Origin of the sequence: Falsiroseomonas sp. E2-1-a20 (assembly GCF_051433195.1) — a bacterium.
GTDB lineage: Bacteria > Pseudomonadota > Alphaproteobacteria > Acetobacterales > Acetobacteraceae > Falsiroseomonas.
Window position 1 is genome coordinate 124,368 of sequence record NZ_JBHMFT010000003.1, and the last position, 24,920, is coordinate 149,287.

The window sequence follows — 24,920 nt, forward strand, 5'->3', positions numbered from 1 at the left end:
GGCCTACTCCGGCACATCCATGGGCTCCACCAGTTGTGGTCCTGTGGACCTGATGGTGTCGCCCAGGGTCTGCACCGCCTTCGCCAGCACCGTGCCACCGACCTGGCGCAGCAGGTAGACGCCGAGGATATGGGTCTTCGCCGCCGGGGTGATCTTCGCATCCTGGTCCAGCCGTGCGATCTGCTCGCCAAGCTCGCGCTGCTCCTCCCCGCTCAACCCCTCGACCAGGCCAAGGCAGAAGGCGGGCAGGGTGGCCTTGGCCTTCTCGAAATCGATGTCCCGCATGCATCTGGCCACGGTATCGGCCCGGTCCGTCGCCTGGCTGCGGTTCACCAGCCGGTCGGACCCTTCCAGGAAGGTCTTCAGCATGGTGGAAGGGCCGATGCCGACATCCGCATCGCCGATCCGGGCGGTGAACAGCGAGGTGCGGAAGAAGGCGATGGCGCCGAAGGCGGCCAGCAGCGTCTCGACCAGCAGCCTGTTCGGGTTGGCGGCGTCGATCACCTGGAACTGCTGCACCAGCGCCAGCGCGATGATGCCGGAGGCGACGTTGATGCAGATATAGGCCGCCGAGGGCCGCATCCCGAGCAGGCTGGAAGGATCGTCGCGGTAGCGCGCGATCAGCTCCCCGAAGCCGACCGCGCCGGCGAAGAAGGCGACGGAGCCATACTGCGCCAGCACGTGCCTGTCCCAGCCGATGCCCGCGCCCGGCGCCGCCCGCAGCCACAGCACGAACAGGATCAGCCCCAGGCCGAGCGCGCCGGCGCTGCCCAGCGTCACCGCCACGCTGCGCGCGGCCTGCGGGGTGGTGCGCCTGGCCTGACGCGCCGGATCGCCCGCGAGCACGAAGACGAAGGCCCCCGCCACCACCGCGACCAGTCCGATCAGCACCAGGTCGCGCACCGTCCCGGCGGCGGCGAGGCCGCCGACCAGCGGCACCAGCGGCACGGCCAGGACGAGGACGACGAGGGCGATGCGGGCCCGGTCGGGCATGCGGCGGACGCCTCCGGTGCTGCGGCGGAACGACGCGCCGAGCCTAGCGCTGCCCGAGAACGTCCCGCAACCGGCTTCAGCTGGCTGGGATAGCGGCCTGCCGGCCCATCTCGGTCAGGGAGAATTGCCCGCGGTTGTTGCGGACCAGCCCGTTCGTCTCCGCCGTCTTCAGCAGCGGGGCCAACTGGTTCAGACCCACCCCGAGGGTCCGCGCCAGGTCGACGATCGAGATCTCGGCGCCCGGTTCGCCGGGCAGCACCTGGAGGACCGTCTCCAGCTCCAGCGCGGGTGCCGGTTCAGCGGCACTGGCCGGGCGCGGCATTCCCTTGATGAGCGGCCCGCGCGGCGCCGTGCCGCTGGAGTTCAGCGTGTCGAGGAAGGTTCCGAAATAATCCGTCTTCCGCACCCGATCCTCCCTTCGCGTCACCTCTCGTGTGTCGCCCCGAGACTATGGTGGCCGCGGATCGCCCGATCAAGCGGATCGCTATTGCGCCGCGCGCCCGGCGCTGAAAGCCAGCGTCATCTCGTCCGTCCGCGCCGCATAGGTGAAGCCGCGCCGCATCGCCCAGGTGTTCACCTGGAAATACAGCGGCACCAGCGCCGTATGGTCCACCAGCGCCATCCGCGTTGCCTGCTGCGTCAGGGCGCGGCGCTGGTCGTCGTCGATGGTGGTGCGGGCGCGCTGGATGATGGCGTCGATCTCCCGGTTGGAGAACCGGCCACGATTGGCGCTGCCGAGGCCGAGCGTGGTGTCCCAGGTGTGGATCTGCGTCTCCAGCATCCCGAGCAGCTCCGGGTTGGGCGAGAAGCCGGCGAGGTTGGCGGAATAGCGCAGCTGCGCCGCCTCGCTGAGCCACATCGATCGCGTCTTGGTCTCGACCGTCGTGGTGATGCCGAGGCGGGTCCACATCTGCGCGATGGCCTGAACCACCTGTTCGTCATTGGTGTAGCGGTCGTTCGGGCCGTTGAGCTGGATGGAGAAGCCGTTCGGCAGCCCGGCCTCGGCCAGCAGGCGGCGCGCCTGGTCTAGGTCGAAGGGCGGCGGGGTCATGGACGGCGAGGTGCCGAAATAGCCCGGCGGCCCGAGGTCGCCGGCGGCCAATGCCTGGCCCTGCATGATGCGGGAGACGATGGCGTCCCGGTTGATCGCCAGCGACAGGGCGCGGCGCACGCGGGCATCGCGCAGCGGATTGTCGATGCGGCCGCCATCCTTGGCGCGGACGAAGGGGCTTTCGACGCGGTCGCTGTCCAGCGTCAGGAAGATCAGCCGGTTGGAGGGGCTTTCGGCGACGCTGAACCGCGCGGGCTCCCCGCGGAAGCGGGCGAAATGGTCGGGCGGGACGATCTCGATGAGGTCCACGTCGCCGGCCTGCAACGCCGCGACGCGGGCGCCGGCATTGGCGATGGGGCGGAACTCGGCGCGTGCGAAGGCGGGGGCGGTGCCGTGGAAGGCGGGGTTGCGCTCCATCACCACCGGGCTCCCGGGCTGCCAGGAGACGTGGCGGAAGGGGCCGGTGCCGATCATGGCGCGGCCGGCATTGTAGTCCGCCGTGGTGGCGCCCTCGCCATGCTTCTTCGAGACGATCATCACCAGCGCCAGGAAGTTCGGCAGCAGCGGCGTCGGCTGCGCGGTGTGCAGGCGCAGCGTGGTGGCATCCACCGCCTCCACCCGCGTGATCGGCCGCGTGGCGTAGCGGAAGGAGGAGGGGGAATTCGGCACGTCGCCGGCACGGGACAGGGTGAAGGCGACATCCTCCGCCGTCACCGGCTGCCCGTCGTGGAAGCGGGCGGCAGGGTCCAGCTTCACCTCCCAGACCAGCGGCTCGATCGCGCGCAGCGACGTGGCGATGGCGGGGCGCAGGTCCTGCTTCGCATCCTGTTCCATCAGCGGTTGGAAGACATGGCGGGCGAAGGCGATGTTGGTGATCAGGCTGGCGAAATGCGGATCGAGGCTGGTGGGCCCGGCCTCCACGCCGATGCGGATGTTGTCCTGCGCCAGGGCTGGGGCCGCGACTGGGGCCGCGAAGATGGCCGAGGCCAGGAGGGCGGCGCGGAGCGAGCGGATCATGCGGCGTGGTCCTTGGGGCGGAGCGGGCAGAGGCGATGCGGGGCGGTGCCGGCTTCCGGCAGCCAGCCCTCGGACGAGGGACGGAGGATCGGCGTCGCGAAGGCGGCACGAACCGGCACGGCGGCGGGCCAGCCCGGCATCCAGCGGTCGCCCTGGACCATGGCGACCAGCAAGGCCACGGGCACGACCCCGGCTGCTTCCAGCAGCGCCAGCCCGGCCTGGGCGGAGGTGCCGGTGGAGATGACGTCGTCCACGAGCAGCACGCGCCGCCCCGCCAGCCGGTCCAGCAGCCGCGGGTCGAGCCACAGCCGGCGCTCGGCCGGGCTGGTGATGGAATGGACGGGGACGGAGAGCCGGTCCTCGTACCAGCGCTTGCGCGACCAGCCGGGTGCGACCCAGTTCGCATGGCCGAGCCCCTCGGCGACCAGCGGCGCGAAGACCTGTCCGAGCGAGGGCAGGCCCACCACCACATCGGCGGCGAAGGGGCGCGCGGCCTCCGTCATCCAGCCCGCCAGGCGCAGCACCACGGGGAAGCTGGCCTGGTTGACAATCAGCCCGGCGACGGCGAACTCGGCAAAATCACGCAGCGGCAGGTCCAGCACGCTGCCATCCGGCATGGCAGCGGGAAAATGGTCGCGATAGGGCGGCGGTGAGCCACCGGCCGCGCCAAATTGCTGCCAGAACCGCATCAGCCATCCGCTTTGTCGAGAGGGGGCAGCGTGGCACGCTCCGCCCCGTATCCGCAACCTGCGCAAAGGGACAGGTCCGCATGAAACCCAGCCTGAGCCTGACCTTCCGCGCCCAGGCCTGCAACAATGCATGGGCCAATCACCGGTTGCTGACCGCCTGTGGAACCCTGGATGGGGAAGCCCTGGCCGCGCCGCGCACCGGCTTCTTCCCGAGCCTGATCGCGACGCTGAACCACATCCTGATCATCGACTGGTTCTACGTCGATGCGCTGGAGGGCGGCTGGCTTGGCCCCAAGGCCTTCGCGAACCCCGTGCCCTGCCCGGTGCTGGCCGACCTGCGCGCGGCACAGGCGGCGGTGGACCGGCGGCTGGTGGCGCATTGCGCGGCGCTGGACGAGGATGCGCTGGGCGCGGAGGTGCGGGTGAACCGCGACACCCGCGTGCAGGTGGAACGGCGCGACCGGCTGCTGCTGCACCTGTTCCAGCACCAGATCCACCATCGCGGCCAGGCCCATGCCATGCTGTCCGGCACCGGCGTGAAGCCGCCGCAACTGGATGAATTCTACGCCGCCGAGGAAGCGCCCCTGCGCGCTGCCGAATTCGCCGAACTCGGCTTCACCGAGTCCGGAATCTGGAGCCGAAGCTGACCATGCCGCGCCCTGACGACTTTGCCGACGCCATCCCGGCCATGACCACCTGGCGGCAGGATTTCCACCGCCACCCCGAACTGGGTTTCGAGGAACTGCGCACCGGCGCCCGCGTCGCCGAAATGCTGCGCGGCTGGGGGATCGAGGTGACGGAGGGCATCGCCCGCACCGGCCTCGTCGGCACGCTGCGGGGCACGCGCGCGGGCAATCGCTGCATCGGGCTGCGCGCCGACATGGACGCGCTGGCGATGACGGAATCCACCGGCCTGCCCTATGCCAGCACCACGCCCGGCCGGATGCATGCCTGCGGGCATGACGGCCACACCGCGATGCTGCTGGGTGCCGCGCAATGGCTGGCGGCGCACCGCGACCGCTTCGCCGGCACCGTGCAACTGGTGTTCCAGCCGGCCGAGGAATCGCTCGGCGGCGCGCGGGCGATGGCGGAGGAGGGGCTGTTCGAGCGCTTTCCGATGGAGGCGATCTATGGCCTGCACAACCTGCCCGGCCTGCCGATGGGCACCGTCGCGGTGCCGAAGGGCGCGGTGCTGGCCAGCAGCGATACCTGGGAGGTGACGTTCCGCGGCATCGGCACGCATGGCGCCAAGCCGCATCTCGGCCGCGACGCGACGTTGGCAGCGGCGCAGTTCATCACCGCCATCCAGGCGATCGCGGCGCGGGAGGTCGATCCGCTCGGCACCGCCGTGGTCAGCGTCGGGCATATGGCGGCGGGCGACGCGGCGGCGCCGAACGTGATCCCCGCGACGGTCTTCCTGCGCGGCACCGCCCGCGCGCTGGAGGAGACGGTGCGGACGCATCTGGAAACCCGCCTCGCCGCGATCGCCCACGCCGTCGCCGGGTTGCACCGGCTGGAGGCGACACCGCGCTACATCCGCCGCCTCGCCCCCACGGTGAACCATGCGGCGCAGGCGGCCGTGATGGTCGCCGCCGCCACCGGCACCGCCGAAGCCGTACGCGACGACCACCCGCCGATCACGGCGGGAGAGGATTTTTCCGAGTTCCTGGCGCGCCGCCCCGGCGCCTATGCCTGGCTCGGCACCGGCGACCCGGCGCATCCCGAGGGCTGGCACCACAACCCGCATTTCGACTTCCCGGACGCCGCCCTTGCGCATGGTGCCGCCTTCTGGTGCAGCCTGGTGGAGGCGGAACTCGGATGACGCCGCGCCCGACCATCATCGATTGCGACCCGGGCACGGACGATGCCATCGCGCTGTGGCTGGCGCTGGCCTCGCCGGAGCTGGATGTGCGGCTGGTGACGGTGGCCGGCGGCAATGTCGGGCTGGACCGCACCACCGCCAATGCCCGCGCCATCGTGGCGCTCGCCGGGCGCGCCATCCCGGTGGTGGCCGGGGCCGAGCGGTCGCTGATGGCGCCGTTCCGGGCGGAGACGGCGGTGCATGGCGATGACGGGCTGGGCGGCGTGCGCCTGCCGGAAGGCCCGCCCTTGGCGCCGGGCATCGCGGCGGACGCCATCCGCGCCCTGTTGCGTTCGGCACCCGCAAGGTCCGTCACCGTGGTCGGGCTTGGGCCGGTGACGAACCTGGCGCTGGCCTTCGCCACCGAACCGGCGCTGGTCGACCGCGTCGCCGAGATCGCGCTGATGTCCGGTGCCTGGTCGGAGGGCAACATCACCCCCGCCGCCGAATTCAACGCCTGGAACGACCCCGAGGCGCTGGCCATGCTGCTGGGCCTCGGCTGCCGCCGGTCCATGGCGACGCTGGACCTGACGGCGCAGGCCCTCGTGACGCCGCAGGTGATCGAGGACCTGGCGCGGCACCAGGGCGGGGCCTGCTGGCAGGCGACGCTGGCCATCCTGCGGGCGCTGCCACCCTCCCGCCGCATGGGCCACAGGGGTTTTCCGCTGCACGATCCCTGCACCATCGCCTGGCTGCTGGCGCCGAAGCTGTTCGGTGCGCGCGATGCGCATGCGGAGGTGGATTGCGGCCCCGGCCCGGGGCGCGGGCGCACGGTGATCGACCGCTGGGACCGCCTGCGGCGGCCGCCGAACCTGATGCTGCAGGAGACCCTGGACTCCACCGGCTTCTTCACGCTGCTGGCCGAGAGGATCGCCCGGCTGCCGTAGGCTTCAGTCCGCCACGCCCTGCGCCAACCTGACGGAGCGCGGCTTCGCCTCCTCGCCCTGCGCCGGGCGTTCCAGCGGCGCCTCGATCAGCGGCAGGGTCGCCGCCGCGGTCTCGAGCACCAGTCGCAGGCCCGCCGTGTTCGGGTCATCGCCGTGCAGGTCCTTCTGCAGCGCTTCCGTCACCGCGCCCAGGCGCCGGGCGCCGAGGGTGCGGGCCGCGCCCAGCATCCGGTGCGAGGCGTGGCGCAGGCGCGGGATGTCGCGGGTGATGCCGGGCGCCGACAGGGTCTCGTAGCCGAAGCGGATCTCGGAGACGAATTCGCTGACCACCACATCGGCGGTCGGGCCGAGGTCGGCCGTCAGGTTGCGCAGCACGGCCTCATCCAGCAGCGGCTGCTGCACCCCGGCGCCCGGGGTCGCGGCAGCGCCCGGCATCGCATCGCCGGCAGCGAGGCGGGCCACGGCGGCGATCAGCGATTCGCGGTCGATCGGCTTGGCCAGGTGCCCGTCCATCCCGGCGGCGTGGCAGGCGGCGACCTGTTCCGGCAGGGCGGAGGCGGTGACGGCCAGGACCGGCACGCGGCGCCGGGCGGTGTCCAGCGCCCGGATGCGGCGGGTGGCCTCCAGCCCGTCCATCACCGGCATCTGCACGTCCATCAGCACCACGTCGTAGGCCTCGCGCTCCACCGCGGCCAGCGCCTCCGCGCCATCGGCCGCGCTGTCGACGCGGTGGCCGGCGCCCACCAGCATGGCGCGGGCGACCATGCGGTTCGCCGCCACATCGTCCGCCACCAGGATGCGCAGGCTGCGGCCCGGATTCGCGAGTGCGGGCTCCACAGTGGGAGCAGCGGCGATGGCGGCGGCGGCCGGCAGCGGCACCTCCTCCAGCGGCAGGTCGACCCAGAAGCGCGCGCCCTGGCCGGGCTCGCTGTCGCAGCCGATCCGCCCGCCCATCGCGGCCGCGAGGCGCGCGGAGATGGCGAGGCCGAGGCCGGTGCCGGCGCCTTCCTGCGCATTGGCCGGCAGAAGCTGCGAGAAATCCTCGAACAGCAGGTGGCGCTTCTCCGGCGGCACGCCCGGCCCGGTGTCCTGCACCTCGATCCGCAGGCCGGGCCGGCCTTCGCCGAGCGGCGCCGCGCGCAGGTCGACCTTGCCGCCGGGCGGCGTGAACTTCACCGCGTTGGACAGCAGGTTCAGCAGCATCTGCCGCACCCGCAGCTCATCCGCCGCCACCGCCGGCGGCGTGCCGGGGGCGATGTCCAGCTTCAGGGTCAGGCCCTTGCGATCGACCTCCGGCGCCAGCAGCCCGGCGCAGCCTTCCAGCAGCGGCCGCACCGCCACGTCGCGCAGGTGAAGGTCGAGCTTGCCGGCCTCGATCTTGGACAGGTCGAGCAGGCTGTTCACCAGCTCCAGAAGGTGGCGGCCCGCCTCGTGCAGCGTGCGCACCTGATCGCGCTGTTCCTCGGTCAGCGCCGGGTCGCGCAGCAGCACCTGGGCGAAGCCGAGCACCCCGTTCAGCGGCGTGCGCAACTCATGCGACATCCGCGCCAGGAACTGGCTTTTCGCCTCGCCGGCGGCGCGGGCATTGTCGCGGGCGGTGGCCAGGTCCTCCATCGCGCGCTTCAGCGGCGTGATGTCGGTGCGGATGCCGACGGTGCCGCCATCCGGCGTGCTGCGCTCCGTGATCAGGACCCAGCGGCCATCCGGCAGCAGGCGTTCGATCGGCGGGTTGTTGGCATGGCGCCACTGGTCCATCTCAGCCACGAAGGCCTCGATATCGCCCACCGCCTGCGGATACTGCCCGCGCCGCGCGCCTTCGCGCATGATGTCGCGGAACGCCGCCCCGGCTTTGATGAAGGGGGCGGAGATCGCGTAGAATTCCTTGTAGCGCTGGTTGCAGGCGATCAGGCGGTCATCCGGGCCGAACATGACGAAGCCGTCGGACATGCTCTCCAGCGCGTTCTCCAGCGTGGAGCGCCAGCGTGCCCGTTCCGACTCCACCTTCTCCCGCTGCCGCAGGCCGAGCAGCAGGGCCGCGGCCAGCGCCAGCACCAGGGCGGCGAAGGCGCCGGAGACGAACAGCGCGCGCTCCCGGTCCGTGCTCCAGCCGCTCAGCGCGGCGTCGATCTCGATGGTGGTGACGATGGAGAGCGAGGGGTAGAGCGTCGGCCGGACCGAGATCAGCACAGCCTCGTCGTTGAAGCGGCTGCGGGCTTCCCGCATCCCCGCCAGGGCGGAGGCCGGCTGTGCCAGGCGACGGCCGATCCGCGTCTCGTCATGCGGCAGGGCGGCGAGCAGCGTGCCGTCCTCCCGCTCCAGCGTCGTGCGCAGGCCAGGCGCGCTGCCGCCGACGCCGAGCAGGCTGCCGACCATGGGCACGGGCACCTCGGCCACCGCGGTCACCATGCCGAGCACCGGCATCAGCACCGGGCGGGCGAAGAACAGCGCCCATTCGCCGGTGGCCGGGTTCTGCACCGGGCCGCCGATCATGACGCTGCCGGCATTCGGCGTGGCGTCGGTGAAGGCAGGGCCGAGCGGCAGCGGAAGCGGGCGACGGCGGGAGACAGCCAGCGAGGTGGCGATGGGCATGCCATCGGCCCGCACGAGCAGCACGTCGCGGAAGGTGAAGTTCTGGTTGTTCAGCTCCCGCATCACCCGGCCGGCAGCGTTGGCATCGAAGCGCCCGTCGCGCGTGTAGGGCGCCAGGATCGCCGGCAGGCCGGCCAGCATGGCATCCACCTGCACGAAGCTGCGGTTGATCGAGGATTCGACGGCACGCCCGACCCGCTCCGCCGTATCCGCGGCATTGCCCAGCGCCGCCCTACGGGAGCGTTCAAGCAGCATCGCCGTGGCCACGACCTGCGCCAGCAGCAGCAGGATCACGGCGGCGAGGACGGCGAGCCGCAGCCGGCGGGCGGTCTGCATCTATTCCGGCCGCGCGCGGATGCCGAGAACCGGCGCCAGGTGCTCGTTCCAGGCATCGACGCAGTCGAGGCCGCAGCGATTGACCCAGCGCGGCAGCACCACCTCGGTCAGCAGTTGCCGGCGGCGCTCGTCATCCGCCTGGCTGACCGGCACCACCGTCATGCTGCCGCGGCGCCCGGCGGTGCAGGAGGGCAGGCCGGCGTTGCAGGCCAGGCCTTCGCCGGTCTCGCGGTCCGCCGCCGCCCAGATCTGCAGCTCCAGGTCGCTGACGCCCTGGCGGATGATGGCCTGGATGTCGGCCGGCACAGCGGCCCAGGCGGTGCCGCTGGCGCCGAAGATGGAAATGCCCCAGGCCAGCGCCATCGAATGCACGTGGCTGGTGACCTCGTGCAGCCCGACGGCATTGCCGGACAGTGTGCCGGTGATGGCGCATTCCACCACGCCGCCCCGGATCGCCTGCACCACCTCTGCGAAGGGGATGACCACCGGCGTGGCGCCGAGCGCCTGGACCATCTCCGACTGGCCGACGGAGGAGGTGCGGATGCGGCGGCCGGACAGGTCCGACAGGCCGGAAAAGGGCCGGGTGCAGAACACCACCTGGGCGGGGTAGGTGTAGATGCCCAGCAGCTCGATCTGGTAGCGCTCCCGCAGCACCTGCTCGATATGCGGGCGGAAGGCGGTCACGGTCTGCCGCAGGCTGGCCATGTCCGGGGCCAGCGCGGGCAGGTCGACCGCGTTGAACTCCGGCTCCTCCGTCGAGACCACGGCCAGCAGCGCAGTGCCGAACGGCACGACGCCGAGGCGCATCAACTGCAGCATTTCCTGGCCGCGTATGCCGCTGCGGTCGAAGGGCGCGATTTCCGCCTGGACCCGGCCATCCGTCAGCTCCCCGATCCGGGACCGCCAGAACGGCTCCTCGTACCGGACATACTGGCTGACATTGGCCAAGCCGCCGACGATCTTCAGCCGGAGCGGCGCCGGGTCCTGCGCGATACCGGTGGCGGTGCCGGCCAGAAGGACAGCCAGTGCGACAAGCAGTAGGCGAAGGTGGCGGACTGCTGTCGGCATGCGGGACTCCCTGGCTCAAGCCTGGCCACTTCCCCGGCATCCTCCGGGGTCACACTGCATCCTTATAGCAAGCCTGTTAACGATTGCAGCAACCATAACGCGAGTGAGCCCACAGGAAATCCCGTTTATTTCGCTCGCGCAAGACCATGTTCCAGTGCCTCAGGGCAGGACTTCGCGCAGCCAACCCTCGGCTTCGGCCGGCAGGCCGGACCAGGCAGCCTTCGGGCCGACGCTGGAGACCAGGAGGAACCCCGATTCGGGATAGCCGCGCCGGGCCAGGGCGCGCTGGAAGTGGCTCAACATGTAGTCGGGCGACAAATCGGTGGACACCAGGATGGCATCGCTGCCGAGCGCCCAATGCGCATCCGCAATCTCCCAGACCGCATCGCGGACCGCCAGGCGCATGCCATCCATCGCCGCATCCGCCGGCGTGTCCGAAGCCCCTTCGGGCCGGTGGATGACGATCGACAGGGTCATTGCAACCTCCGCCCCCGAAGCCATGGGGCTGTCGCCCCTCTGCATCGTCTATGCGCCGAGCGGCCATCGCATGCAATCCGATGCAAGTTTGTGGTGCAGCGATCCGGGACGGGGCTGGTGCGGCGCGCGCCCGGCGGCGATGCTCGCCTTCATGCAGAACCCGACCCTGATCGCCGCCCATCGCGGCGGCCTGTTCCTGTGGCCCGAGAACAGCGCCACCGCCTTCCGCAACAGCGCGCAACTGGCGCTGGAACAGGCGGAATGCGACGTCCACCTGACGGCCGATGGCGAGGTCGTTGTGATGCACGACGCCACGCTGAACCGCATGACGGATGCAAGCGGCCCGGTTGCCGCGCTGACGGCGGCGCAATTCGGCGCGCTGCGGGTGCGCGGCGCGGCCGGGGAGGCGCCGCCGACGCTGGCTCACTATCTCGCGATCCTGGCCGGCAGCCCGGTGGTACCGCGCATCGAGATCAAGGCGGATGTAGCCGGGCGCCCCTATCCCGGCATCGTCGGGAAGACCTTGGCCGGCCTGGATGCGGCCGGGCAGCGCCGGCGCGCCTGGATCATCGGCTTCCACGCCGGAACCATGGCGGAGGCGCAGGCCGCCGGCGGGCTGGCGGGGGTCGCCTGGCTGCTGGAGAGCGCCACCCTGCGCGACCTGGGCCTTCCGGGCCTTGTCGCCACCGCCCGGGCCTATGGCTTCCCCGAGGTCGGCATGCATGAGAGCGCCATCGATGCCGAGCTGGTCGCCGGGCTGCGTGCCGCCGGCATCGGCATCGGCACCTGGGGCGGCAATCATGCGCCGAGCATCCGGCGGATGCTGGACCTGGGCGTGGACATCTTCGCCACGGACGACCCGCCTCTGGCCATCCGGATGCGCCAGGGCGGCTGAAACGGGGCGGCTGAAACGGGCCGTTGCGGCCGCCCCGGAAGCCCGCCTAAGCTCCCCGTCAACGATAACGGCGTTCTGGGGAGCGCGTCCATTTGCGTGATGATTCGCCGATCCTGGCGGTGGATGGCGTGAGCCTGCGGTTCGGCGGCGTACGGGCGCTGACCGACGTGTCCTTCGCCGTGCGGCCGGGCGAGATCTTCTCCATCATCGGGCCGAACGGTGCCGGCAAGACCTCCATGGTCAATTGCGTCTCCGGTCGCTACCGCCCGACTGAGGGGCGGATCGCCTTCGATGGGGCGGACATCACCCGGCTCGGGCCGAACCGCCGCGCCGGGCTCGGCATCGGGCGCACCTTCCAGAACCTGGCGCTGTTCGGGCACATGAGCGTGCTCGACAACATCATGGTCGGCCGCCACCACCTGCTGAAGGCGGGCTTTCTCCGCGGCATGCTGTACTGGCTGGGTGGCGCACAGCAGGAAGAACTGGCGCATCGGCGCGAGGTCGAGGAGATCATCGACTTCCTGGAGATCCAGGCGGTGCGCAAGGCCATGGCCGGCACGCTGCCCTATGGCCTCCGCAAGCGGGTGGAACTGGCGCGCGCCGTGGCGCTGAAGCCGAAGCTGATCCTGCTGGACGAGCCCATGGCGGGGATGAACCTCGAGGAGAAGGAGGACATGGCCCGCTTCATCACCGACCTGAATGCCGAATGGGGCATGACCGTCCTGATGATCGAGCACGACATGGGCGTGGTGATGGACATCTCCCACCGCGTCATGGTGCTGGATTTCGGCCGCAAGATCGCGGAGGGCCTGCCGGAGGAGGTGATGGCCCATCCGGAGGTGCGCCGCGCCTATCTCGGCGAGGACCTGCCCGAGCCGGCGGCGGAGTCGGTGACGGCATGAGGGCACCGACCCTGGATACGCTGCCGAAGCTGCTGGCGCGGAACGCGGCGGAGCATGGCGCGGAGGTGGCGCTGCGGGAGAAGCAGTTCGGCATCTGGCGGTCCTTCACCTGGGCCGAGTACCAGGCCCGCACCGCGGCGATGGCGCTGGGCCTGAAGCAGCTCGGCATCGGCGCCGGTGACGTGGTCGGGCTGATCGGCGACAACCGGCCGGACTGGGTGATGGGCGAGATCGCGGCGCACGCGGTGGGGGCGCGCAGCCTTGGCCTGTACCGCGACGCGCTGGATGAGGAAGTGGCCTACCTGCTGAATCACGCCGGCGCCCGGCTGGTCTTCGCCGAGGATGAGGAGCAGGTCGACAAGCTGCTCAACGTCTTCGACAGCGTGCCAACGCTGCAGCACGTGATCTACGCCGACCCGCGCGGGATGCGTAAGCATGACGATGCGCGGCTGATGTCGCTGGAGGCACTGCTGGAGTCCGGCCGTGCGGCGGAGGCGGCGGCACCTGGTGCCTACGATGCGCTGGTGGCGGCGACGGATGGCGAGGCCATCGCGGTGCTGTGCACCACCTCCGGCACCACGGCGCGGCCGAAGCTGGCGATGCTGACGGCTGGCGCGCTGATCCGGCATTGCCGCGCCTATCTCAAGGCCGACCCCAAGGGGCCGCAGGATGAATACGTCTCGGTCCTGCCGCTGCCCTGGATCATGGAGCAGATCTACGTGCTCGGCTGGGGGCTGATCGCCCGGATGAAGGTAAACTTCGTCGAGGAGCCGGAGACGATGATGGCCGATTTCCGCGAAATCGGCCCAAGCTTCGTGCTGTTCGCGCCGCGCGTCTGGGAACAGCTGGCGGCGGAGGTGCGCGCGCGGGTGATGGATGCCTCGCCGCTGAAGCGCCGGATGTTCGACCTGGGGCTGAAGCTGGCCGGCGGCAAGCGTTCGGCGGCCGCGGATGCGCTGCTGTTCCGGGCGCTGCGGGACCGGCTGGGGTTTTCCAACCTGACCTCGGCCGCGACGGGTGGCGCGGCGCTGGGGCCGGAGACGTTCCGGTTCTTCCAGGCGATGGGCGTGCCGATGCGGCAGCTGTATGGCCAGACGGAGCTGCTCGGCGCCTATACGCTGCACCGCGCCGGGCAGGTGGATTTCGACACGGTGGGCGTGCCCTTCGACGAGAGCATCGAGATCCGCGTCGACAAGCCGGACGCGAATGGCGTCGGCGAGATCGTCACGCGGCATCCCAACATGTTCTCCGGCTACCTCGGCGCGGAGGACCCGGCCGACATGCGGGACGGCTGGCTGCACACCGGGGATGCCGGGTACTTCGACAAGGCCGGGCAGCTTGTGGTGATCGACCGCATCAAGGACATTGCGGAGACCATCGGCGGCGACCGGTTCAGCCCGCAATACATCGAGAACAAGCTTAAATTCTCGCCCTATGTGGCGGAGGCGGTGGTGCTGGGCGCCGGGCAGTCGCACCTGGCGGCGATGATCTGCATCCGCTTTCCCATCGTCTCCAAATGGGCGGAGCGCAACCGGCTTGCCTTCACCACCTATTCGGACCTGGCGGCGCGGCCGCAGGTGCTGGACCTGCTGCGGCAGGAAGTCCGCCGCGTGAACGAGACGCTGCCGCCGGCGCAACGCCTGCGCGACTTCGTGCTGCTGTACAAGGAACTCGACGCGGATGACGAGGAGCTGACGCGGACGCGCAAGGTCCGGCGCGGCGTCATCGCGCGCAAGTACGGCGACATCATCGCCGCGATCTATGGCGGCGCGGACAGCATTCCGGTGGACACGACGATCGCCTTCCAGGACGGCACGACGCAGCGCATCCGCACCACGCTGGCGGTGGTGCGGCCCGAACCTGCTTTAGCGGCCTAGGAGAAGCTGATGGACTGGGCGCTGCTGCTGCAACTGACGCTGAACGGGCTGATCGTGGGCGCGCTGTATGGCGTGGTCGCGATGAGCTTCGTGCTGATCTACAAGGCGTCGCAGGTGGTGAACTTCGCGCAGGGCGAGTTCCTGCTGGTCGGCGCCTGGGTCTGCTGGTGGTTCCTGACGGAATGGCAATTGCCGTTCTATGCCGGGTTCCTGTTCACGCTGGTCTTCATGATGCTGTTCGGGCTGGTGCTGCAGGTTGTCGTGCTGCGGCCATTGATCGGCGAGCCGGTGATCAGCGTCATCATGGCGACGATCGGCCTCGGCATCTTCTTCCAGGCGCTGATGAAGTGGATCTTTGGCGTGTTCGCCAAGCCGTTCCCGCCGATCTTCGCCATGGAACAGGTGCGGGTGCTTGGGCTGGAGGTGCAGACGGTGTACCTGGCGAGCCTCGGCGTCTCGCTGCTGATCATGGCGGGGTTCGGCTGGTTCTTCAAAGCGTCCAAGCATGGTCTCGCGATGCGGGCCACGGCCTTCGACCAGCAGGTGGCGCAGTCGCTCGGCGTCTCCGTGCCCAAGGTGTTCGCGATGTCCTGGGCCATATCGGCGGTGGTGTCCGCGGTGGCGGGCGTGGTGGTGGGCGTGGTCAACGGGGTGTCGAGCGCGCTGTCCTTCTACGGCATCAAGGTGTTCCCGGCGGTGATCCTGGGCGGGCTGGATTCCATCCTGGGCGCCGTGCTCGGCGGCGTCATCGTCGGCCTGTTGGAGAACTGGGCGCACTACATCGACAGCCAGTGGCTGAACTGGGGCAACATGTTCCAGATCGCGCCGTTCTACGCGCTGGTGCTGATCCTGCTGATCAAGCCCTACGGGCTGTTCGGCACGAAAAACATCGAGCGCGTCTGAGATGACCGCGCTCACCCCCTGCGGCGATTGGCGCGCCAGCTACCGCGCCGACACCACCATCTTCCCGACGCGCAACAGCCGAATCGCCGTGACCATCGGGATTGCCATCCTGTGCCTGGCGCCGCTGGTGTTCGGGCGATACGAGCTTTCGCTGCTGATCAACATCGGCTTCCTCGGCATCGCAGCCCTGGGGCTGAACATCCTGGTGGGCTTCACCGGGCAGATCAGCATCGGCCACGCCGCCTTCTTCGGCCTCGGTGCCTTCATCTCGGCCTATCTGCACGAGCGCTACCACGTGCCGGTGATGCTGTGCATTCCATTGGCCGGCATCCTCACCGCCCTGGTGGGGCTGGTGTTCGGCGCGCCGGCGGCGCGGCTCAAGGGCCTGTACCTGGCCATCGCGACGCTGGCGGCGCAGTTCATCCTGGAGGATTTTTTCGCCCGCGCGCAGTGGTTCACGGGTGGCGTGGCAGGGCGGATGACGGAAAGCCCGACGCTGTTCGGCTTCGCCTTCGACCGCGACGAGACCTATTTCTACCTGACGCTGTTCTACGTCGTCATCATGTTCCTGGGCGCGGCGAACCTGATGCGCTCGCGCGACGGACGCGCGCTGGTGGCGGTGCGGGACCATTACCTGTCCGCGGAGATGATGGGCATCAACCTGGCCTACTACCGCACGCTGAGCTTCGGCATCGCGTCGCTCTATGCCGGCATCGGCGGCGCGCTGTACGCGCACTACCTGCTTTTCGTCAGCGTCGAGGCCTTCAACATCCTGTTCTCCATCCAGTTCCTCGGCATGGTCATCATCGGTGGCCTGGGCTCCGTGATGGGCAGCCTGATGGGCGCGGCCTTCATGGTGATGCTGCCGGAGGTCACGCAATGGGGCGCGGATGCGCTGGCGGGCGGTGCGATCGATCGCGCGCTGCGCCTCGGCGCCAGTATATCCTTCCTGCGGGAAATGGTGGTCGGTGCCGCCATCATCCTGTTCCTGATCTTCGAGCCCGATGGGCTCGCAAGGCGGTGGCGCCTGATCAAGGCGTATTGGAAACTCTACCCGTATTCGCATTAGCTCTGGGGAGGAACGACAAGATGAAGATGCAGGCCCTGGCTTTCGGTGTGGCGATGGCGGCGTCGCTGCCGCTGGCGGCGCAGCCCATTCCCGTCGGCCATCTGATGGACAATTCGGGCGCGACCAGCGATGTCGGCCAGCCCTATGGGCAGGGCGTGGCGGATGCGCTGGCCTGGGTGAACCGCAGCCGCAACGGCGTGGCCGGCCGGCAGCTCAACGTCTCCGGCTTCGACTATGGCTACGCCGCGCCGCGTGCCGTCAGCCAGTACCAGGCCTGGACCGGCCGCAGCCGCGTCGTCGCCATCCAGGGCTGGGGCACGGCGGATACCGAGGCGCTGGTGCGCTTCGTGACGCGCGACCGCATCCCCTACATCAGCGCCTCCTACTCCGCCGCGCTGACCGATGCCGCCGGCCGGTCCGGGCGCCAGGGCGTGGAGGCGGCGCCGTACAACTTCTTCTACGGCCCGAGCTATTCGGACGGCCTCCGCGCCATGCTGCAATGGGCGGCGCAGGACTGGAAGGATCGCGGCCAGCAGGGCCGGCCGAAATACGTCCACATGGGCGCCAACCACCCCTATCCGAATTCGCCCAAGGCGGCGGGCGAGGCGCTGGCCGCGGAGCTTGGCTTCGACGTGCTGCCGGCGATCCAGTTCGCGCTCACGCCAGGTGACTACACCGCGCAGTGCCTCGGCCTGCGGAATGGCGGTGCGAACTACGCCTATCTCGGCAACACGGCGGGCTCCAACATCTCCGTCCTGCGCGCCTGCCAGACGGCCGGCGTGCAGGTCCAGTTCCTCGGCAATGTCTGGGGGATGGACGAGAATGCGATGAAGGCGGCGGGCGCGGCGGCGAATGGCGTGGTGTTCCCGGTGCGCACCGGCGCGGTGTGGGGCGGTGATGCGCCCGGCATGGCGCAGGTGCGGGAGATCAGCCGGGTTTCGGATGCGGCCGGCACGGCGTATCGCCCGGTCCACTACATCTCCGGCATCTGCTCCGCCATGCTGATGGTGGAGGCGATGGAGAGTGCGGGGCAGGGCGGCGAGATCACCGGGGAGCGCATCCGCGATGGCTTCTACGCCCGCCAGAACTGGGTGCCGCGCGGCTTCGAGGGTGTCTGCAACCCCTCCACCTTCACGCGTGAGGATCATCGCGGCACGCTGCGCGTCGCGCTGTACCGCGCCAACGTCAGCGGCGACACCTCGCAGGGCAGCGTCACCGACCTGATGCGGGCGGGCACGATGAAGATCGAGAACATCGCGACGATCGAGCTGGATCGCCGCGCCGACTGGCTGGGCTGGTGAGCCTTTCCAACGAAACGGCGAGGCCTGCGCCGGTGGCAACACCGGCGGAGGCGTTGCTTCTGGAAGTGAACAACATCGAGGTCGTCTACAACGACGTCATCCTGGTGCTGCGCGGCCTGTCCCTGGCCGTGCCACAGGGCAAGATCGTGGCGCTGCTCGGCGCCAATGGCGCCGGGAAATCCACCACGCTGAAGGCGATCTCCGGCCTGCTGAAATCCGAGGATGGCGAGATCACGCGCGGCGACATCAAATTCGCCGGCCAGCGCCTGAACGGGATCGAGGCGCATGAGATCGTCCGGCGGGGCATCTTCCAGGTGATGGAAGGCCGCCGCATCATCAGCGACATGACCTGCCTGGAGAACCTCCGCCTCGGGGCCTTCACGCGTAGCGACAATGCGGAGATCCGGCGCGACATCGAGATGGTCTATGGCTATTTCCCGCGGCTGAAGGAACGCACGGGGCTGGCCGGCTACCTCTCGGGCGGCGAACAGCAGATGCTGGCGATCGGGCGCGCGCTGATGGCGCGGCCGAAGCTGATCCTGATGGACGAACCCTCGATGGGGCTCAGCCCGCTGCTGGTGAAGGAGGTGTTCGGCATCATCCGCCAGCTCAACCGCGACCTCGGCATCACCATCCTGCTGGTCGAGCAGAACGCCCGCATGGCGCTGTCCGTGGCATCGCATGGCTACGTCATGGAACAGGGCAAGGTGGTGCTGGATGGCAGCGCGGAGGAACTGGCGAACAATGAGGACGTGAAGGAATTCTACCTCGGCGGTCACGGCGCGGACCGCAAATCCTTCCGCAACCTGAAATCCTACAAGCGACGGAAGCGGTGGCTGTGACCGATCACTACGACGACCGCGAGACGCAGACGGCGGACCAGCGGGAGGAAGCGCTGGCCGATGCGCTGCCGCGGCAGATCGGCCACGCGAAGCAATACGCGCCGGCCTATGCGGCGCTGCTGGCGGACCTGGAACCGCGGGCGGTGACGGACCGTGCGGCGCTGGCAACGCTGCCGGTGACGCGCAAGTCGGACCTCATCACGGCGCAGGCCGAAACCGCGCCCTTCGGCGGCTTCACGGCGCTGGGCCTGGCGCAGGTGCCGCGCGTCTTCGCCTCGCCCGGGCCGATCCATGAGCCGCAGGGCGTCGGCACCGACCCCTGGCGCTACGCCCGCGCCCTGTACGCCACCGGGCTGCGGCGCGGGATGCTGCTGCACAACTGCTTCGCCTACCACTTCACCCCGGCGGGCATGATGCTGGAGGAGGGCGCGCGGGCGCTGGAATGCCCGGTGTTCCCGGCCGGCCCCGGCAACACCGAGAGCCAGGCGCGCGCCGCGGCGCATTTTTCCGCGCAGTGCTACAGCGGGACGCCGGATTTCCTGAAGTCGATCCTGGAAGCCGGGGATGCACTCGGCCTCGACCTGTCCGCGCTGAAGCTCGGCCATGTCACCGGCGGCGCCTACCTGCCGGCGCTGCGGCGCTTCTATGCGGATCGCGGCCTGGTGGTGCGGCAGAGCTACGGCACCGCCGATGTCGGCCTGATCGCCTACGAATCCGAGGCCGGGGAGGGCCTCATCTGCGACGAGGATGTGCTGGTCGAGATCGTCCGTCCCGGCACCGGGGAGCCGCTGCCGGATGGCGAGGTGGGGGAGGTTCTGGTGACCTCCTTCTGCGCCACCTATCCGTTGGTCCGCTTCGCCACCGGCGATTTGTCCGCCGTGCTGCCCGGCGCCTCGCCCTGCGGGCGCACCAACATGCGCATCCGCGGCTGGATGGGCCGTGCCGACCAGGCGACCAAAGTGCGCGGCATGTTCGTGCGGCCGGAACAGGTGGCGGAGGTGATGCGCGCGCATCCGGGGCTGGGGCGGGCGCGGCTGGTCGTCGGCCTGGACGGGACGCGGGACACCATGGTGCTGCGCGTCGAGACGCCGGTGCGCGATGCGGCGCTGGCCGAGAGCCTCGCGGCCTCGCTGAACGCGGTGACGCGGCTGCGCGGGGTGGTGGAGTTGCTGGAACCCGGCGCCCTGCCGAACGACGGCAAGGTGATCGACGACACCCGCCCGGCATGACATTCCGCTGGGACATTCCGGCGCGCTGCAACATCGCCCAGGAGGCCTGCGATCGCTGGGCCGATGGCAGCGGCCAAATGGCGCTGCTGCACCTGCACGAAAGCGGCGCGGTCGAGCGGATCAGCTTCGACGATCTGCACCGCCGCGCCTGCCGCCTGGCAAACGCCTTTCTGGCACATGGTCTGCAGCGCGGCGACCGCATCGGCGTGCTGCTGCCGCAGGGGCCGGAGGCGGCGGTGGCGCATCTCGCTGCCTACCGGATCGGCGCCATCGCCGTGCCGCTGTTCCTGCTGTTCGGCGAGGATGCGCTGGCCTTTCGGCTCGGCGACTGCGGCGCGGCGGGTCTGGTGACCGATGGTGGCGGTCTGGCCAAGGTCACCGCCATCCGTGATCGCTTGCCGGAGTTGGCAAGAATCTTCGCCGTCGGCGGTGGCCCCGGCGCGCTGGACCTGGCGGCGGAGATGGCGCGGGCGCGGGACGGCCACGCCTGCGTCGCGACGGGGCCGGACGACCCCGCGCTGATCATCTACACCAGCGGCACCACCGGCAGCCCCAAGGGCGCGCTGCACGGGCACCGGGTGCTGCGCGGGCATCTGCCGGGGGTGGAATGGCCGCAGGATGGCTTCCCGCAGCCGGGCGACCTGTTCTGGACGCCGGCCGACTGGGCCTGGATCGGCGGGCTGCTCGACGTGCTGCTGCCGAGCCTGTTCCACGGCGTGCCGGTGCTGGCGCACCGCATGCAGAAATTCGATCCTGAGTTCGCCTTTCGGCTGATGGCGGAACACGGCGTGCGCAATGCCTTCCTGCCGCCGACCGCGCTGCGGATGCTGCGCGCGGTGCCGGACCCCGCGCGATTCGGGCATCGGCTGCGCAGCGTCGGCTCGGGTGGCGAGACGCTGGGGGCGGAGATGCTGGACTGGGGCCGCGGCGCCTTCGGCCTCACCATCAACGAGTTCTACGGCCAGACCGAATGCAACCTGATCGTCGCCAATTCCAGCCGCATCTTTCCGGTGCGCCCGGGCAGCATGGGACGCGCGGTGCCGGGGCATGACCTGGCCATCCTCGACGCCGAGGGCCAGCCGTTGCCGCCGGAGGCGGAGGGCGAGTTGGCGGTGCGCGCGCCCGACCCGGTGATGTTCCTGCGCTACTGGAACCAGCCGGAGGCGACGGCGCGCAAGTATCGCGGCGACTGGCTGCTGACCGGCGACCGGGCGCGGCGCGACGAGGAGGGCTATTTCACCTATGTCGGCCGCGACGACGACGTGATCACCTCCGCCGGCTACCGCATCGGTCCAGGCGAAATCGAGGACTTCCTGCTGACCCACCCCGCCGTCGCCGCCGCCGCGGTGATCGGCCTGCCGGATGCGCTGCGGACGGAACGGGTGGCCGCCATCATCGTCGCCAGGCCAGGGGTCGAGACGGGGCCGGCCCTGGCCACGGCGTTGCAGGACTACGTGCGCACGCGGCTGGCGGCGCATCTGTATCCGCGCCAGGTGGAATTCGTGGCGGAACTTCCGCAGACCGCCACCGGCAAGATCATGCGCGGCGTGCTGCGCCGCCGCTACGCGGAAGGGGATTGAGGATCATGGCCGCGAACCAACTGCCGATGCTGGATTTCGACCTCGGCGACGAGGTGGACGCGCTGCGCGACAGCGTGCGCGCCTTCTCCGAGGACCGCGTCGCGCCCATCGCCGCCGAGATCGACCGGACGGATGAATTCCCGCGCTACCTGTGGCCGGAGATGGGCGCGCTCGGCCTGCACGGGATCACGGTGGAGGAGGAACACGGTGGCGCCGGCATGGGCTACCTGGCGCATTGCGTGGCGATGGAGGAAGTCTCCCGCGCCAGCGCCTCCGTCGGCCTCAGCTACGGCGCGCATTCGAACCTCTGCATCAACCAGATCCGCCGCAACGGCAACGCGGACCAGAAGCAGCGCTACCTGCCGAAGCTGATCACCGGCGAGCATCTCGGCGCCCTGGCGATGAGCGAGCCGGGGGCGGGGTCAGACGTCGTGTCCATGAAGCTGCGCGCGGAGAAGCGCGGCGACCGTTGGGTGCTGAACGGCACCAAGCTGTGGATCACCAACGCGCATTATGCCGAGACCCTGGTGGTCTATGCCAAGACCGATCCCGAGGCCGGTCCGAAGGGAATCACCGCCTTCCTCATCGAGAAGGGCTTCAAGGGATTCCGCCCGGCGCAGAAGCTGGACAAGCTCGGCATGCGCGGCAGCCCGACGAGCGAACTGGTGTTCGAGGATTGCGAGGTGCCGGCGGAAAACGTGCTCGGTACCGTCGGCGGCGGCGTGCGGGTGTTGATGTCAGGGCTGGACTACGAACGCGCGGTGCTGGCCGCCGGCCCCATCGGCATCCTGCAGGCCTGCCTCGACCTGGTGGTGCCCTACATCCACGAACGCCGGCAGTTCGGCCAGGCGATCGGGGAGTTCCAGTTCATCCAGGGCAAGGTCGCCGACATGTACACGGCGCTGAACGCCTGCCGCGCCTATGTCTATGCGGTGGCGCGCGCCTGCGACCGGGGGCATGCCAGCCGCAAGGACGCGGCCGGGGCCATCCTGTTCGCGGCGGAGGCGGCGACGAAGGCTTCGCTGGACGCGATCCAGATCCTCGGCGGCAACGGCTACATCAACGACTACCCGGCCGGACGCCTGCTGCGCGACGCCAAGCTGTACGAGATCGGCGCCGGGACCAGCGAGATCAGACGCCTTTTGATCGGCCGCGAAATATTCCGGGAGAGTGCCTGATCCGGTGCCGGGCGGGGCAACCGTCTCGATTCGGCCCTGGGATGCCATGGAAGGTTTGCGGGCCAAGTCCCTGCAAAGCATCATGCCTGCGTAAGGAGGCTTCGCTCGCGGGCGCGGCGCGGCTATAGAGCACGATCACTCTGCCCCTCCTGCTTTACCTCCGGCCGGGAAATCCCCTTACGCGATGTCCGCTGCGTCCAGCCCGCACCCCCCGCGCCTCGAACCCTTCCGGCTGCGGGGGGCGAATTTCAACCTGCTGGTGATGCGGCTGCTCGACCATCGGGTGGAGGCCCTGGTCCCGGCGCTCGGCGACCAGTTCCGTCGTGCGCCGGGCTTCCTGCGCTTCGCGCCGGTGGTGATCGGCCTCGATGACATTCCGGCGCGGCCGGAGGATGTCGATTTCAACGGCCTGGTGCAGGGGCTGCGCGCCATCGAGATCGTGCCGATCGGCACCACCGGCGGCACGCCGGAGATGCGCCACGCCGCCCAGGGCGCCGGCCTGCCGCCGCTGCGCCAGGCGGGTGGGCGCGAAGAAGACGTGGCGCTGGCCGCCGCACCGCCGGCCATGGCGATGCCGCAGCCGATGCCGGTGGTGGAGCCACCGCCGCCGCCCGCCGCGCCGCGGCCCTCCGCCATGGTCGTGGACCAGCCGGTGCGGGCGGGGCAGCGCATCTGGGCGCAGGGCACGGACCTGATCATCGTCGGCACGGTGAACCGCGGCGCGGAGGTGCTGGCGGATGGCAACATCCACGTCTATGGCCGGCTGCTCGGCCGGGCCATCGCCGGCGGGCAGGACAATGCGGAAGCGCGCGTCTTCGCGCTGCATTTCGACCCCGAACTGGTCTCCATCGCCGGCTACTACGCGGTGCGGGAAGGGCTTGGGGATGCGCCGATCGGCAAGACTGTGCAGGCACGCCTGGTGGGCGAGCACATGCGGTTCGACCCGGTCGGCTGAGGCCGGCGGGGCGTCAGGGAATGAGGGTGGCACGGCCCGCCGGGCGCGCCACCAGGACTATCGGGTACCGGCTTTTCGGGGGTTGAGCATGGCGGAAATCATCGTCGTCACATCGGGCAAGGGGGGCGTGGGCAAGACCACATCCTCCGCCGCCATCGCGACCGGCCTGGCGCAGCGCGGCAAGCGCACCGTGGTCATCGACTTCGATGTCGGGCTGCGCAACCTCGACCTCATCATGGGCGTGGAGCGCCGGGTGGTGTTCGACATCGTCAACGTCATCAGCGGCGAGGCGCGGCTGAACCAGGCGCTGATCCGCGACAAGCGCGTCGACACGCTGTCGATCCTGCCGGCCAGCCAGACCCGGGACAAGGACGCGCTGACCAAGGAAGGCGTCGGCAAGATCATCGAGGAATTGTCGAAGGACCACGACTTCATCGTCTGCGACAGCCCCGCCGGGATCGAGAAGGGCGCGCTGCTGGCGCTTTACTTTGCCGACCAGGCGATCGTGGTGACGAACCCGGAAGTGTCCTCCGTCCGCGACAGCGACCGCATCCTGGGCGTGCTGCAATCGAAGTCGAAGCGCGCCGAGGACAAGCGCGAGCCAGTCAAGGAACACCTGCTGGTGACGCGCTACGACCCGAACCGGGTCGAGCGCGGCGAGATGCTGAAGCTGGAGGATATCCGGGAAATCCTGGCGATCCCGCTGCTCGGCGTGATCCCGGAAAGCGAAAGCGTGCTGAAGGCGTCGAACACCGGCAACCCGGTGATCATGGACCAGGAAAGCGCCGCCGGCATGGCCTACAAGGATGCGGTGGGGCGCTTCCTTGGGGAGAAGATCGACCACCGGTTCCTGGAGCCCGCGAAGAAGGGCTTGTTCTCACGGCTGTTCGGGGGGAGGGCGGCATGAGCTGGCTCGCCGATCTGTTCAAGGCGCGGAAGGTGGAAGCACCGCCGACCGCGTCGCATGCGAAGGAGCGCCTGCAGATCGTCCTGGCGCATGAGCGCATCGGGCGGACGCGGGAGGATTTCCTGCCGAAGCTGCAGATGGAGATCGTGGCCGTGGTGGCGCGCTACGTCGCCATCGATCCGGGCCGGGTGAATGTCTCGCTCGACCGCGGCGGGGACATGTCCACGCTGGCGATCGAGATCGACCTGCCGGGGCCGGCCAATGCCGGCGGGCGTCGCGCGGCGGCGGGCTGAGCCGGACTTGCGGACGGGGCC

At 70.0% G+C, this 24,920-nt stretch carries 23 protein-coding genes; 16 read left to right on the forward strand and 7 right to left on the reverse strand.

The window, feature by feature from the left end; translation table 11 throughout:
* Nucleotides 1-3: 3 nt before the first annotated feature.
* From ACFHPP_RS05170 to ACFHPP_RS05185, 4 genes are all read right to left on the reverse strand, one after another.
* Nucleotides 4-993 (reverse strand): hypothetical protein, encoded by a 990-nt coding sequence (locus tag ACFHPP_RS05170; RefSeq protein ID WP_437162197.1) that lies wholly within the window; start codon nucleotides 991-993, stop codon nucleotides 4-6.
* Between the two features lie 76 nt (nucleotides 994-1,069).
* Nucleotides 1,070-1,399 carry a hypothetical protein gene (locus ACFHPP_RS05175; protein ID WP_437162198.1) on the reverse strand — a complete coding sequence of 110 codons (330 nt, stop codon included), beginning with the start codon at nucleotides 1,397-1,399 and terminating at the stop codon, nucleotides 1,070-1,072.
* A gap of 78 nt (nucleotides 1,400-1,477) precedes the next feature.
* A complete protein-coding gene (locus ACFHPP_RS05180; RefSeq protein ID WP_437162199.1) occupies nucleotides 1,478-3,061 on the reverse strand; it encodes an ABC transporter substrate-binding protein in 1,584 nt (527 codons plus the stop codon).
* Nucleotides 3,058-3,750 (reverse strand): phosphoribosyltransferase, encoded by a 693-nt coding sequence (locus tag ACFHPP_RS05185; RefSeq protein WP_437162200.1) that lies wholly within the window; start codon nucleotides 3,748-3,750, stop codon nucleotides 3,058-3,060. The genes ACFHPP_RS05180 and ACFHPP_RS05185 overlap by 4 nt, the downstream gene beginning before the upstream one ends.
* An 80-nt stretch (nucleotides 3,751-3,830) precedes the next feature.
* Between ACFHPP_RS05185 and ACFHPP_RS05190 the strand changes: the two genes are divergently transcribed.
* The 3 genes from ACFHPP_RS05190 to ACFHPP_RS05200 are packed head-to-tail and all read left to right on the forward strand — an operon-like array spanning nucleotide 3,831 to nucleotide 6,498.
* Nucleotides 3,831-4,397, forward strand: coding sequence for a DinB family protein (locus tag ACFHPP_RS05190; protein ID WP_437162201.1), 567 nt, complete (start codon nucleotides 3,831-3,833; stop codon nucleotides 4,395-4,397).
* Nucleotides 4,398-4,399: 2 nt separating this feature from the next.
* Nucleotides 4,400-5,572, forward strand: coding sequence for an amidohydrolase (locus ACFHPP_RS05195; RefSeq protein ID WP_437162202.1), 1,173 nt, complete (start codon nucleotides 4,400-4,402; stop codon nucleotides 5,570-5,572).
* On the forward strand, nucleotides 5,569-6,498 hold the full coding sequence (locus tag ACFHPP_RS05200) for a nucleoside hydrolase (protein ID WP_437162203.1): 930 nt from the start codon (nucleotides 5,569-5,571) through the stop codon (nucleotides 6,496-6,498). The genes ACFHPP_RS05195 and ACFHPP_RS05200 overlap by 4 nt, the downstream gene beginning before the upstream one ends.
* A 3-nt stretch (nucleotides 6,499-6,501) precedes the next feature.
* Here ACFHPP_RS05200 and ACFHPP_RS05205 read toward each other — a convergent pair whose 3' ends face one another.
* From ACFHPP_RS05205 to ACFHPP_RS05215, 3 genes are all read right to left on the reverse strand, one after another.
* The gene (locus tag ACFHPP_RS05205; protein WP_437162204.1) at nucleotides 6,502-9,423 is read right to left on the reverse strand and encodes an ATP-binding protein; all 2,922 of its coding nucleotides are present in this window, start codon (nucleotides 9,421-9,423) and stop codon (nucleotides 6,502-6,504) included.
* The gene (locus tag ACFHPP_RS05210) at nucleotides 9,424-10,491 is read right to left on the reverse strand and encodes a TRAP transporter substrate-binding protein (protein ID WP_437162205.1); all 1,068 of its coding nucleotides are present in this window, start codon (nucleotides 10,489-10,491) and stop codon (nucleotides 9,424-9,426) included. It lies immediately after the preceding gene.
* 159 nt (nucleotides 10,492-10,650) lie between these two features.
* A complete protein-coding gene (locus ACFHPP_RS05215; protein WP_430671388.1) occupies nucleotides 10,651-10,968 on the reverse strand; it encodes a hypothetical protein in 318 nt (105 codons plus the stop codon).
* On the opposite strand from ACFHPP_RS05215, the gene ACFHPP_RS05220 reads away from it, so the two are divergent.
* From ACFHPP_RS05220 to minE, 13 genes are all read left to right on the forward strand, one after another.
* Nucleotides 10,949-11,863 carry a glycerophosphodiester phosphodiesterase family protein gene (locus ACFHPP_RS05220; RefSeq protein WP_437162206.1) on the forward strand — a complete coding sequence of 305 codons (915 nt, stop codon included), beginning with the start codon at nucleotides 10,949-10,951 and terminating at the stop codon, nucleotides 11,861-11,863. The two genes, ACFHPP_RS05215 and ACFHPP_RS05220, sit on opposite strands and share 20 nt — an antisense overlap.
* A 92-nt stretch (nucleotides 11,864-11,955) precedes the next feature.
* Entirely contained in the window at nucleotides 11,956-12,765 is an 810-nt protein-coding gene (locus tag ACFHPP_RS05225) for an ABC transporter ATP-binding protein (protein ID WP_437162207.1), read from the forward strand.
* Nucleotides 12,762-14,642: an AMP-binding protein gene (locus ACFHPP_RS05230; protein ID WP_437162208.1), complete on the forward strand. Its 1,881-nt coding sequence runs from the start codon at nucleotides 12,762-12,764 to the stop codon at nucleotides 14,640-14,642. Before ACFHPP_RS05225 ends, ACFHPP_RS05230 begins: the two co-directional genes overlap by 4 nt.
* A gap of 9 nt (nucleotides 14,643-14,651) precedes the next feature.
* Nucleotides 14,652-15,545, forward strand: a complete 894-nt coding sequence (locus ACFHPP_RS05235; protein WP_437162209.1) for a branched-chain amino acid ABC transporter permease — start codon at nucleotides 14,652-14,654, stop codon at nucleotides 15,543-15,545.
* A 1-nt stretch (nucleotide 15,546) separates the two neighbouring features.
* The gene (locus ACFHPP_RS05240) at nucleotides 15,547-16,614 is read left to right on the forward strand and encodes a branched-chain amino acid ABC transporter permease (protein WP_437162210.1); all 1,068 of its coding nucleotides are present in this window, start codon (nucleotides 15,547-15,549) and stop codon (nucleotides 16,612-16,614) included.
* A gap of 20 nt (nucleotides 16,615-16,634) precedes the next feature.
* A complete protein-coding gene (locus tag ACFHPP_RS05245) occupies nucleotides 16,635-17,915 on the forward strand; it encodes an ABC transporter substrate-binding protein (protein WP_437162211.1) in 1,281 nt (426 codons plus the stop codon).
* Nucleotides 17,912-18,757: an ABC transporter ATP-binding protein gene (locus ACFHPP_RS05250; protein ID WP_437162212.1), complete on the forward strand. Its 846-nt coding sequence runs from the start codon at nucleotides 17,912-17,914 to the stop codon at nucleotides 18,755-18,757. The genes ACFHPP_RS05245 and ACFHPP_RS05250 overlap by 4 nt, the downstream gene beginning before the upstream one ends.
* Nucleotides 18,754-19,986, forward strand: coding sequence for a phenylacetate--CoA ligase family protein (locus ACFHPP_RS05255; RefSeq protein WP_437162213.1), 1,233 nt, complete (start codon nucleotides 18,754-18,756; stop codon nucleotides 19,984-19,986). The genes ACFHPP_RS05250 and ACFHPP_RS05255 overlap by 4 nt, the downstream gene beginning before the upstream one ends.
* The gene (locus ACFHPP_RS05260) at nucleotides 19,983-21,566 is read left to right on the forward strand and encodes an acyl-CoA synthetase (protein WP_437162214.1); all 1,584 of its coding nucleotides are present in this window, start codon (nucleotides 19,983-19,985) and stop codon (nucleotides 21,564-21,566) included. The genes ACFHPP_RS05255 and ACFHPP_RS05260 overlap by 4 nt, the downstream gene beginning before the upstream one ends.
* 5 nt (nucleotides 21,567-21,571) lie before the next feature.
* The gene (locus ACFHPP_RS05265) at nucleotides 21,572-22,744 is read left to right on the forward strand and encodes an isovaleryl-CoA dehydrogenase (protein WP_437162215.1); all 1,173 of its coding nucleotides are present in this window, start codon (nucleotides 21,572-21,574) and stop codon (nucleotides 22,742-22,744) included.
* A gap of 184 nt (nucleotides 22,745-22,928) precedes the next feature.
* On the forward strand, nucleotides 22,929-23,699 hold the full coding sequence (minC, locus tag ACFHPP_RS05270) for a septum site-determining protein MinC (protein ID WP_437162216.1): 771 nt from the start codon (nucleotides 22,929-22,931) through the stop codon (nucleotides 23,697-23,699).
* 88 nt (nucleotides 23,700-23,787) lie between these two features.
* The gene (minD, locus tag ACFHPP_RS05275; RefSeq protein ID WP_437162217.1) at nucleotides 23,788-24,606 is read left to right on the forward strand and encodes a septum site-determining protein MinD; all 819 of its coding nucleotides are present in this window, start codon (nucleotides 23,788-23,790) and stop codon (nucleotides 24,604-24,606) included.
* The gene (minE, locus tag ACFHPP_RS05280) at nucleotides 24,603-24,899 is read left to right on the forward strand and encodes a cell division topological specificity factor MinE (protein WP_437162218.1); all 297 of its coding nucleotides are present in this window, start codon (nucleotides 24,603-24,605) and stop codon (nucleotides 24,897-24,899) included. The genes minD and minE overlap by 4 nt, the downstream gene beginning before the upstream one ends.
* Nucleotides 24,900-24,920 lie beyond the last annotated feature (21 nt).

Excerpts from the sequence above, each read along its gene's own strand:
- ACFHPP_RS05170 (WP_437162197.1), bottom strand. The coding sequence starts at position 993 with ATGCCCGACCGGGCCCGCATCGCCCTCGTCGTCCTCGTCCTGGCCGTG.
- ACFHPP_RS05180 (WP_437162199.1), bottom strand. The coding sequence starts at position 3,061 with ATGATCCGCTCGCTCCGCGCCGCCCTCCTGGCCTCGGCCATCTTCGCG.
- ACFHPP_RS05185 (WP_437162200.1), bottom strand. The coding sequence starts at position 3,750 with ATGCGGTTCTGGCAGCAATTTGGCGCGGCCGGTGGCTCACCGCCGCCC.
- ACFHPP_RS05190 (WP_437162201.1), top strand. The coding sequence starts at position 3,831 with ATGAAACCCAGCCTGAGCCTGACCTTCCGCGCCCAGGCCTGCAACAAT.
- ACFHPP_RS05195 (WP_437162202.1), top strand. The coding sequence starts at position 4,400 with ATGCCGCGCCCTGACGACTTTGCCGACGCCATCCCGGCCATGACCACC.
- ACFHPP_RS05200 (WP_437162203.1), top strand. The coding sequence starts at position 5,569 with ATGACGCCGCGCCCGACCATCATCGATTGCGACCCGGGCACGGACGAT.
- ACFHPP_RS05205 (WP_437162204.1), bottom strand. The coding sequence starts at position 9,423 with ATGCAGACCGCCCGCCGGCTGCGGCTCGCCGTCCTCGCCGCCGTGATC.
- ACFHPP_RS05210 (WP_437162205.1), bottom strand. The coding sequence starts at position 10,491 with ATGCCGACAGCAGTCCGCCACCTTCGCCTACTGCTTGTCGCACTGGCT.
- ACFHPP_RS05220 (WP_437162206.1), top strand. The coding sequence starts at position 10,949 with ATGACGATCGACAGGGTCATTGCAACCTCCGCCCCCGAAGCCATGGGG.
- ACFHPP_RS05215 (WP_430671388.1), bottom strand. The coding sequence starts at position 10,968 with ATGACCCTGTCGATCGTCATCCACCGGCCCGAAGGGGCTTCGGACACG.
- ACFHPP_RS05230 (WP_437162208.1), top strand. The coding sequence starts at position 12,762 with ATGAGGGCACCGACCCTGGATACGCTGCCGAAGCTGCTGGCGCGGAAC.
- ACFHPP_RS05235 (WP_437162209.1), top strand. The coding sequence starts at position 14,652 with ATGGACTGGGCGCTGCTGCTGCAACTGACGCTGAACGGGCTGATCGTG.
- ACFHPP_RS05240 (WP_437162210.1), top strand. The coding sequence starts at position 15,547 with ATGACCGCGCTCACCCCCTGCGGCGATTGGCGCGCCAGCTACCGCGCC.
- ACFHPP_RS05245 (WP_437162211.1), top strand. The coding sequence starts at position 16,635 with ATGAAGATGCAGGCCCTGGCTTTCGGTGTGGCGATGGCGGCGTCGCTG.
- ACFHPP_RS05260 (WP_437162214.1), top strand. The coding sequence starts at position 19,983 with ATGACATTCCGCTGGGACATTCCGGCGCGCTGCAACATCGCCCAGGAG.
- ACFHPP_RS05265 (WP_437162215.1), top strand. The coding sequence starts at position 21,572 with ATGGCCGCGAACCAACTGCCGATGCTGGATTTCGACCTCGGCGACGAG.
- minC (WP_437162216.1), top strand. The coding sequence starts at position 22,929 with ATGTCCGCTGCGTCCAGCCCGCACCCCCCGCGCCTCGAACCCTTCCGG.
- minD (WP_437162217.1), top strand. The coding sequence starts at position 23,788 with ATGGCGGAAATCATCGTCGTCACATCGGGCAAGGGGGGCGTGGGCAAG.
- minE (WP_437162218.1), top strand. The coding sequence starts at position 24,603 with ATGAGCTGGCTCGCCGATCTGTTCAAGGCGCGGAAGGTGGAAGCACCG.